The sequence below is a fragment of the Marinicrinis sediminis genome (assembly GCF_042685085.1).
Taxonomy (GTDB): domain Bacteria; phylum Bacillota; class Bacilli; order Paenibacillales; family KCTC-33676; genus Marinicrinis; species Marinicrinis sediminis.
This window is the reverse complement of the sequence record NZ_JBHUMM010000042.1, coordinates 86,640-94,642: the sequence shown is the minus strand read 5'-3', so window position 1 is coordinate 94,642 and position 8,003 is coordinate 86,640. Positions and strand designations below refer to the sequence as shown.

Below are 8,003 nucleotides of genomic sequence, written 5' to 3'. Positions count from 1 at the left end.
CTTTCGGGAGCGACCGATAAACGTACAAACGCCCCAAGCCATCTTTGTGTGGCTTGGGGCGTTTTGACATGCCATTATGTCCATCATGACATTTCGGCATATTGCTGAACTTCCTGGATCGTGCCATTCTCACGATGAATATAGACACGGGTTTGCTTGCTGCTTCCCCACTGTTTCGCCTTCTCCAGTACCTCATCCTTTTTCTGGCTCCGCAGGAGGACTTGATCGTGACCTTCCCGTTTCACAATCCATTCACCATTGTCAGGAAGCACGTGGTACGGAATATCCGCTTCATTTCCGCTGGCCGAGGAAGAAGACTGAGAAGACGATGACGATTGGGATGAAGAGGACGACTGCGACGATGTGTGTCGGGACGGGGTGTCTGACGAGGCGGATGCAGAATGGTTCTCTGCCCATTCTTTCGCCTGTGATATGGCAATCGGAATCGCCCGATTCTCTTCATAACCATTCTCCAGCAGGGAGTTTCCGATTTCGATTGCTTTTTCCTTTACGTGTTCATCCAGATTTTTCATGGATGAAGGGTAATCCTGCTTGCTCCAAGGCATGCACATTCACTCCTTCTATTGGAATACATGGGTGTCTTCTCTCACATACCCTTGGGAAAATGGAATGAAACGAAGGTTCATATTCTTATATGCGATCGTTCAGAATGCTTATACTTCTGAAATCGCTTACATGCTAACATAATGGATATCAAGGGCGCCTTTGATTACAATGGTTCAAAAAGTTGGATCGACCAATTTATTTATGCATTTATGCACAGAGGGGGATACATATGGGAAAACAATGGGGTAGACAGATGAAGAGAGGTTTGGGCATGGTGATGGCATCACTGCTCGTATTCGGGCTGGCCGCCTGTTCTTCGGACAATCAGAATGAGTCGGCCAATGGTGCATCCAATCAGCAGGCAAATGGCAAGGAAGCGGTAGAGATTGAGTTTTTCCAGCAGAAGCGTGAAGCCGTTGAGACGTTCGATCAACTGATCTCCGCCTTCAACACAGACAACAAAGAAGTCAATATGAAGCAAAACAATGTGCCGGACAGCAGCAAGGTTCTCATCACCCGTATGGCCAGTAATGATATGCCGCCAGTGTTCACTGACTGGCCGCTAAAAGCAGAGTTCAAGGCTCGTGTGAGTTCAGGGATGGTCATGGAATTGACGGGTGACCCGATGCTGGACAATGTGAAACCGGAAATTCTGGAAATGCTCAAAATGGATGGCAAAGTGTATGCAATGCCTGTAGCACTCAATACCGTTGGGGTATTTTACAACGTAGATATGTTCGAAGAGCATGGCCTGGCCATTCCCCAAACATATGATGAGTTGATCCAGATCGCTCAATCCTTGCAAGACAAAGGCATCACGCCATTCGTGTTCCCTGACAAGGATGCATGGACGATCGGATTTGAGGCGCAAGCCCAGTATGGACTGACGCTGCCTGACAACGGAGACGTCATTGTAAAGGCGATCAGTGGCGAACAACACCTGAATGAGTTGGCTGAACTGGAACGTGTCGCCGAAAAAATGCTCGAGATGCGAACTTACTCGACAGGTGACTCTCTCGGTACTTCCTATGATGACGCCACACGTGAATTTGCGACAGGCAATGCGGCGATGTTCTTCCAGGGAATCTGGAATATTCCTTCGATTCAGAAAGCCAATCCTTCGCTCCAATTCGCCATGTTCCCGCTGCCAGCCGAGCAGGCTGACCAGACAAAGGTGATGATTAACATCGACAGTGCGATTGCGATTGCGGCAAGCGCAGAAGACCCGGATGCGGCAAAGCAGTTCGTCAGCTATATGTCTGAGCCTGAACATGCGCAAATTTATTCCAGTCTGGACAAATCTCCATCGGCCATTAAGGATGTGCAGACAGATGTCAAGGAGTATGAGCTGCTGTCAAAGAAAATGGATGCAGGAGAGAGCTATATTTTCCCGAACACCAAATGGCTGCCAGGCATGGATGATCAGCATCGCAAGGCAGTTCAGAATCTGATTGCGAGTGAAGATCCACAGATGTTCATGGATGAAATGGACAGCATTTTCTTTGATAAACAGGAATAGTCGGAAAGGGGCATAGTGCAGCAGGTTGACCGCTATGCCCTTCTTTCTGCACAGACAGACATGACAGATGGGGTGAGCCTATGTGGAGAGAACAGAACAAACATATTTATTTCCTTTTTACCTTGCCGGCCCTGTTGCTCTATGCAATCTTCTATATCTATCCGGTAATGAAAGGATTTCAATACAGTCTGACCGACTGGAATGGCATATCACCAGATTTCAACTGGATTGGCCTACATAACTATCTGGAGATCCTCGGAGACAAGCGGTTTATGCATTCCCTGATCTTTACGCTGAAGTATACGGGATTCCTCGTGTTTTTCGTACTGGTGATTTCATTGCTTATCGCCTTGCTGCTCAATTCGAAATTGAAATTCAACACGTTCTTCCGCAGCATTTTTTTCTTTCCGGCTGTATTGAGTCTGATTACTGTGGGACTGATCTGGAACCAGGTGTTCTACAGTGTCCTACCGGAGATTGGAAGGGCACTCGGGATTGATGCGCTGTCCAAAAATATCCTTGGCAGTTCAAATGGCGCCATGATTGGGATTCTGATTGCGAACGTGTGGCAGGGGATTGCCATTCCAGCCGTCATTTTCCTTGCGGGCTTGCAGAGTATTCCGAAAGACATGTATGAAGCGGCTACGATGGATGGCGCCAATGCATGGGATAAATTTAAAAACATTACCTTCCCTTTTCTCGTCCCGATGTTTACCGTCAATCTGGTGCTGGTGATGAAATCTGGGCTTACGGTATTTGACTATATTAAAGCGATGACAGACGGAGGGCCGGGCTATGCGACTGAATCAATTGGGCTGCTGATCTACCAGCACGGTTTTACAGAGCTCAAATTTGGATATGGGGCGGCGGAAGCGATTGTGCTCTTCATCCTGTTCGTCCTGATCGCCGTGGTACAAATTAACTTCTTAAACCGGAAGGGTGTGGGTCAGCAATGAATATGAACATACGATTGAATGGGCAGAAAACGCTGCGCTTCCTGTTTCTTCTGATTGGGGTGTCCATGATTCTGTTCCCGCTGGCCGTCACGTTGTTTACCGCCATGAAAACACCGGAAGAGTCGGCAGAGAGTTTTTTTTCATTGCCAGGTTCCTTCTATTTAGGGAATTTTACGGAAGTCATTCAAAAAAGTAATTACTGGACGTATGTCATGAATTCCGTCATCATTACAGGTGTATCCGTGCTGATTATCCTGATCATCGTTCCACTGGTGTCCTATTCGATCTCACGTAACATCCACAAGCGATTTTACCGCTGGCTGTACGTGGCGATTATTGGCGGGATGTTTGTGCCTTTTCAAGTTATTATGCTGCCGTTGGTCAAACAGATGAGCGCGCTGCACTTGATGAATCAGACGGGCATTATTATATTGTATGTGACTTTCGCCTTCATCCAAGGGGTATTTCTCTGTGTCGGATACCTCAACTCGATTCCACTGGAAATTGAGGAGGCGGGTGTGATGGACGGCTGCAGCATCTGGCAGATCTTTTTCCGCATCGTATGGCCGCTGCTCAAGCCAATTACCTTCACCATTGTCATTATTAAGGCACTGTGGATCTGGAATGATTTCCTGCTGCCTCTCATTATTCTGAATAAATCTTCGGAATATTGGACACTGCAGCTGTTCCAGTATAACTTCAAATCGCAATACAGCTTTGACTATAATCTGGCTTTCGCTTCCTATGTTCTGTCCATGCTTCCGATTATGATCATGTACATGTTCACACAACGTTATATCGTGAGTGGACTGACAGATGGAGCGATTAAAAGCTAATCGTAACCAGGAGGGAACCACCCATGATGACCCCAACACAATGTACACACTCAGGCAGAACGCTAAGAGGCATGATTCACCAGCCCAAGACGTCATCAACCGATCAAACTTCGCCAGTCGTCATCATGTTTCACGGATTTACCGGACATAAAGGCGAGAATCAATTCTTGTTTCGCCAATTTGCCGATTACCTGGATACGCATGGCATAGGCTGTGTGAGATTCGATTTCAATGGATCAGGCGATAGTGATGGTACATTTGCCGAGATGACCGTTTCCAGGGAAATTGAGGATGGACTGGCCATCGTGGATCATACCAAGCAAATGGATTGGGTGGATCCGGATCGGATCTATCTGCTGGGCTTCAGTCTGGGAGGGGTGGTCGCCAGTCAAGTTGCGTCCCGTACATCGGGTCTTGCCAAACTGTGCCTCTGGTCCCCGGCTGGAACGTTCAATGAGAAGGCCGCCCGTTATCACCGCGAATTGCCTGCGCAGGCAGACGGTTCGAGAGAGATGGGAGGGCTGGTGCTGGGTGCTGCTTTCTTCGAAGATTTGCAAGCATGGGATGTCACGCACGGTATCGAGGCTTATCCCGGTCCAGTTCGAATGATTCATGGCGAAGCAGATGACGTGGTTCCTGCCCATCAGGCTGCAGCACGCTATCAGGCGGCATATGGAGATCGCGTATCCGTTACGCTTATGCCGGACGCAGATCATGTCTATAGCAATCGGATCTGGAGAGAGAAGCTGTTTACCCTCTCTGTCCAATTTATTCAGGACCAGACCTAGCATGACGGTCCCGCGAGAGTCGGAACCTCTTCGGAAAAGAGGGAGATGAATGAACCGTAAGATATGGAAGCGTCGATTCCGGCAGCTTCCCTTTCGGCGCAAGTTGTTTCTAACCTATATGCTCGTCTCTATGATTCCTGCGATTGCGGCTTGTGTCATATTTGGCTTCAATACCTACAAGCAAACGAAAGAACAGTATTATGATTTTGCTGAAACCTTGAACCAGCAGACGCTGCAAAGCATCAACACCCTGCTGGATGAGGTCGATCGCGTGGCGCTCATGCATGTCATTGACTCTGAGATTGCGGACATTCTAAACAAGCCCTATGTGCAGACGGGGATGGAATATGTGTCTGATCTGCGCAAAGTAGAGAGTGCCATCGATCATGCCGTACGGCTCAATCCGAAGATATCTGGGGTGACTTTCGTCGGTAGAAATGATCAGATATACAGCAACGCGGGGTCTGAGCGTAACAGCTTTGAGCGTATTCAGAAGTGGGCCCCGCTCGCGATGCTACAGGATGAGGGGAAATTCATTACCTCGGTGTACGAAGATGATTTCAATCAGAACCCGACCCAACTGCTGTCTGTCGTCTATGTGCTTGGAGACTGGCAGTCTTCTTTGACTCCGATTGGATATGCCAATATCGATATCAGCTATGATTCCCTTCAGACGATCCTGGGCGTGCGGAACTGGAAGCGCCCGGGTGTACATACCCTGGTGCTGGATGATCAGGGACTGATTTATCAATCGAGAAAGGAAGGAGATTGGCAACCCTCTGAGTTGGAGCAGCTGCAGCAACAAGTCATGGAGACAGCTGACGTTCAGGAAGGGCGGCTTTCCTTTGAAAAGGAAGAGGGTTCGGAGGTGCTGGTTTATGTCGAACGGCATCAGGAAACCGGCTGGCATATCGTGCAATACGTCCCTCGCAGCGTCTATGTAAGCAGTTTTCAGCAAAGCTTGAAATCTTTCCTGGTCGTGTTACTGCTCACATGGGGAGGGGTGCTACTGCTGGCAACGATCTTCTCCATGCAGATCACGAAGCCGATTCAGCGCATACGTCTGGCGATGCGAAAAGCGGAAGAAGGTAGACTGGAGCCGATAGAGGATCTGAGACCGGGCAATCCCGAGTTTCAGCAGCTGATGAACAGCTACAACAAGATGATCGAGCAGCTAAATGAAAGCATTGAGAAAGAATACCGGGCTGTCCTGCAACAGAAGAAGGCAGAGTTGAAAATGCTACAATTGGAAATCAATCCGCATTTTCTGTACAACGCACTGAACAACATCAGTTCACTGGGCGAGATTCATGATATACCGCAAATTCAAACCTTGTCCGACAGCCTGTCTCAAATGTTCCGCTACAATCTGAGATCAGGGGACAGGGTGACCGTTCGGGAAGAGCTTCAACACGTTCAGCACTACCTCCTTGTCCAGCAGGTGAGATTTATTCATTTACAGGTCTCTGTGGAACTCGATGAGTCGATTGCGGAGATGCCCATGCGCAAGTTTCTGATTCAGCCGATTGTGGAGAATGCCTTGTCGCACGGGCTTGAACCGCTGGGTGGAAAAGGAAAGATTGAAGTTCGTGCCAAACGGGATGAACATACGATCTGCTTCACAATTCGTGACAATGGTGCAGGAATGAGTGCAGCACGGCAGGAGCAGTTGCGGCAATGGTTTCGGGAGGGACATCCTTCTGATCATCTGGGTCTTGCGAATATCTATCTCCGACTGCAACATGATTATGGGGAAGCAGCAAGCTTGTCCATTCGCAGCCTGCCTCAGGTCGGAACTGTGGTTCAAATGCGTATTCCGATTCAGGAGGTGATCACGTGATGAACATTATCGTGGTAGATGACGAATATTATGCTCGAAAAGGGATGATGGCCAAACTGCGCAAATGGAATCCGGAGGTTGGGATCGAGGAAGCGGAAAATGGGAGGGAAGCGCTGCAGAAACTGGAGACGATTCCGATGGATCTCGTGATTACCGATATGAAAATGCCGGAAATGGATGGTCTACAGCTTGTCGAGAATCTGCGCTCTCGGCATCATGTCGCCGAGATTATCATATTGAGTGCCCATGCAGAGTTTTCTTATGCTCAGCAGGCTATGCAATACGGCGTCAAATATTACCTGCTCAAACCGATTCAGAACCGGGAGCTTATTCCGATACTGGATCAGTTGGCCGAGCGGCATGCGCAAAATCGCCATGCGCAGCGACGGGAATGGTTCACACGTGCTGTGCAGGGGCAGGCGAGTGGGGATCTGCTGGACAAGCTGCGTACCTTGCCGAGCTTACAGAGCTCCTATGCGCTATGCCTGATTCAACTGACTGAACCAGACCTGCATGCAGAACATGAAATGAGACAGCAGCTGGAAGGGACCGAGGCCCTCGTCGTGAGAAGCTGGACGCATCACGCCGGGTTACTGGTGGCGGTGCAAGCGGATGAGGTGGTGGAGATGCGGAATCAGCTTCAACTTGCAATGAGGAACAGTAAGCTGGCATGGTCCGCAGGAATGAGTGGAGAGCATCATGCATTGTCCGAGCTTCCTATTGCCTATGAAGAGGCTGTATTTGCCTTGCATCACCGCCTGTTGACGGGCTGGAACCTGTTGTATCGGTATGGACAGCTTTCGAGTGAGGAACAGGAGAACCCGTCCTCCTTGCATGCGATTACAAAAAACATGTATTTTTATATGAAAACCGGTCAATTGGATGCTTGCAGGCGCATTTTACATACGGTCATGAATGGCATGATCGTGCAGAAGAAGTCACTGCTGCAACTATATCGTTTTAGTGCAGATGTGCTCCGTGCCTGTCGATTGGTTGCGCAGCACAGTAATGAACAGATGGAGACGGAAGTGACGATGATGGTGGATCAGCTGGATTGGAGCCAGTTCCGCCATATGGATGAAGTCATGAGCTATCTGGATCAGATCATGAGCCGGCTGGTGCAACAACGCAAGCAGAAGAGCCTCCCCAAGGACGAAATGATTGCCGATATCCAGCAATATATTGATGAACACTATATGTATGATTTCTCCCTGGATGAAATTGCTCGTCATCATTATTATGTCAGCCCCTCCTATTTGAGCCGCATGTTCAAGCAGGTGACAGGTCAGCGACTGTCTGAATATCTGGTGCATGTCAGAATGGAGAAGGCGATTGAAATGCTGGAGACCAATCAGAAGGTCAATGTGAAGGATATCGCCCTGCATGTCGGCTATAATGATCCCTCCTACTTCGTGCAGGCATTCAAGAAAAGTACGGGTCAAACGCCCGGCAGTTATCGAAAATCGCAGGATCATGCCTGAAGAAAAGAAGAGGGTG

Annotated in this window: 7 protein-coding genes; 6 read left to right on the top strand and 1 reads right to left on the bottom strand. The window is 48.9% G+C overall.

Annotated elements, in window-relative coordinates; genetic code table 11:
- Nucleotides 1–83: 83 nt before the first annotated feature.
- Entirely contained in the window at nucleotides 84–566 is a 483-nt protein-coding gene (locus ACFSUC_RS13590; RefSeq protein WP_379930159.1) for a DUF2188 domain-containing protein, read from the bottom strand.
- Nucleotides 567–796: 230 nt separating this feature from the next.
- Between ACFSUC_RS13590 and ACFSUC_RS13585 the strand changes: the two genes are divergently transcribed.
- The 6 genes from ACFSUC_RS13585 (at nucleotide 797) to ACFSUC_RS13560 (ending at nucleotide 7,987) form a co-directional block, all read left to right on the top strand.
- Complete coding sequence (locus ACFSUC_RS13585) at nucleotides 797–2,086, top strand: ABC transporter substrate-binding protein (protein ID WP_379930158.1); 1,290 nt, start codon at nucleotides 797–799, stop codon at nucleotides 2,084–2,086.
- An 80-nt stretch (nucleotides 2,087–2,166) separates the two neighbouring features.
- Nucleotides 2,167–3,042 carry a carbohydrate ABC transporter permease gene (locus tag ACFSUC_RS13580; RefSeq protein WP_379930157.1) on the top strand — a complete coding sequence of 292 codons (876 nt, stop codon included), beginning with the start codon at nucleotides 2,167–2,169 and terminating at the stop codon, nucleotides 3,040–3,042.
- Entirely contained in the window at nucleotides 3,039–3,878 is an 840-nt protein-coding gene (locus ACFSUC_RS13575) for a carbohydrate ABC transporter permease (protein WP_379930156.1), read from the top strand. The genes ACFSUC_RS13580 and ACFSUC_RS13575 overlap by 4 nt, the downstream gene beginning before the upstream one ends.
- Nucleotides 3,879–3,901: 23 nt before the next feature.
- The gene (locus ACFSUC_RS13570; RefSeq protein ID WP_379930155.1) at nucleotides 3,902–4,666 is read left to right on the top strand and encodes an alpha/beta hydrolase; all 765 of its coding nucleotides are present in this window, start codon (nucleotides 3,902–3,904) and stop codon (nucleotides 4,664–4,666) included.
- A 49-nt stretch (nucleotides 4,667–4,715) separates the two neighbouring features.
- Nucleotides 4,716–6,506, top strand: a complete 1,791-nt coding sequence (locus tag ACFSUC_RS13565) for a cache domain-containing sensor histidine kinase (protein WP_379930154.1) — start codon at nucleotides 4,716–4,718, stop codon at nucleotides 6,504–6,506.
- Nucleotides 6,506–7,987 carry a response regulator transcription factor gene (locus ACFSUC_RS13560; protein ID WP_379930153.1) on the top strand — a complete coding sequence of 494 codons (1,482 nt, stop codon included), beginning with the start codon at nucleotides 6,506–6,508 and terminating at the stop codon, nucleotides 7,985–7,987. The genes ACFSUC_RS13565 and ACFSUC_RS13560 overlap by 1 nt, the downstream gene beginning before the upstream one ends.
- The last annotated feature ends 16 nt before the right edge of the window (nucleotides 7,988–8,003 follow it).

Excerpts from the sequence above, each read along its gene's own strand:
- ACFSUC_RS13590 (WP_379930159.1), bottom strand. The coding sequence starts at position 566 with ATGCCTTGGAGCAAGCAGGATTACCCTTCATCCATGAAAAATCTGGAT.
- ACFSUC_RS13585 (WP_379930158.1), top strand. The coding sequence starts at position 797 with ATGGGAAAACAATGGGGTAGACAGATGAAGAGAGGTTTGGGCATGGTG.
- ACFSUC_RS13580 (WP_379930157.1), top strand. The coding sequence starts at position 2,167 with ATGTGGAGAGAACAGAACAAACATATTTATTTCCTTTTTACCTTGCCG.
- ACFSUC_RS13575 (WP_379930156.1), top strand. The coding sequence starts at position 3,039 with ATGAATATGAACATACGATTGAATGGGCAGAAAACGCTGCGCTTCCTG.
- ACFSUC_RS13570 (WP_379930155.1), top strand. The coding sequence starts at position 3,902 with ATGATGACCCCAACACAATGTACACACTCAGGCAGAACGCTAAGAGGC.
- ACFSUC_RS13565 (WP_379930154.1), top strand. The coding sequence starts at position 4,716 with ATGAACCGTAAGATATGGAAGCGTCGATTCCGGCAGCTTCCCTTTCGG.
- ACFSUC_RS13560 (WP_379930153.1), top strand. The coding sequence starts at position 6,506 with ATGAACATTATCGTGGTAGATGACGAATATTATGCTCGAAAAGGGATG.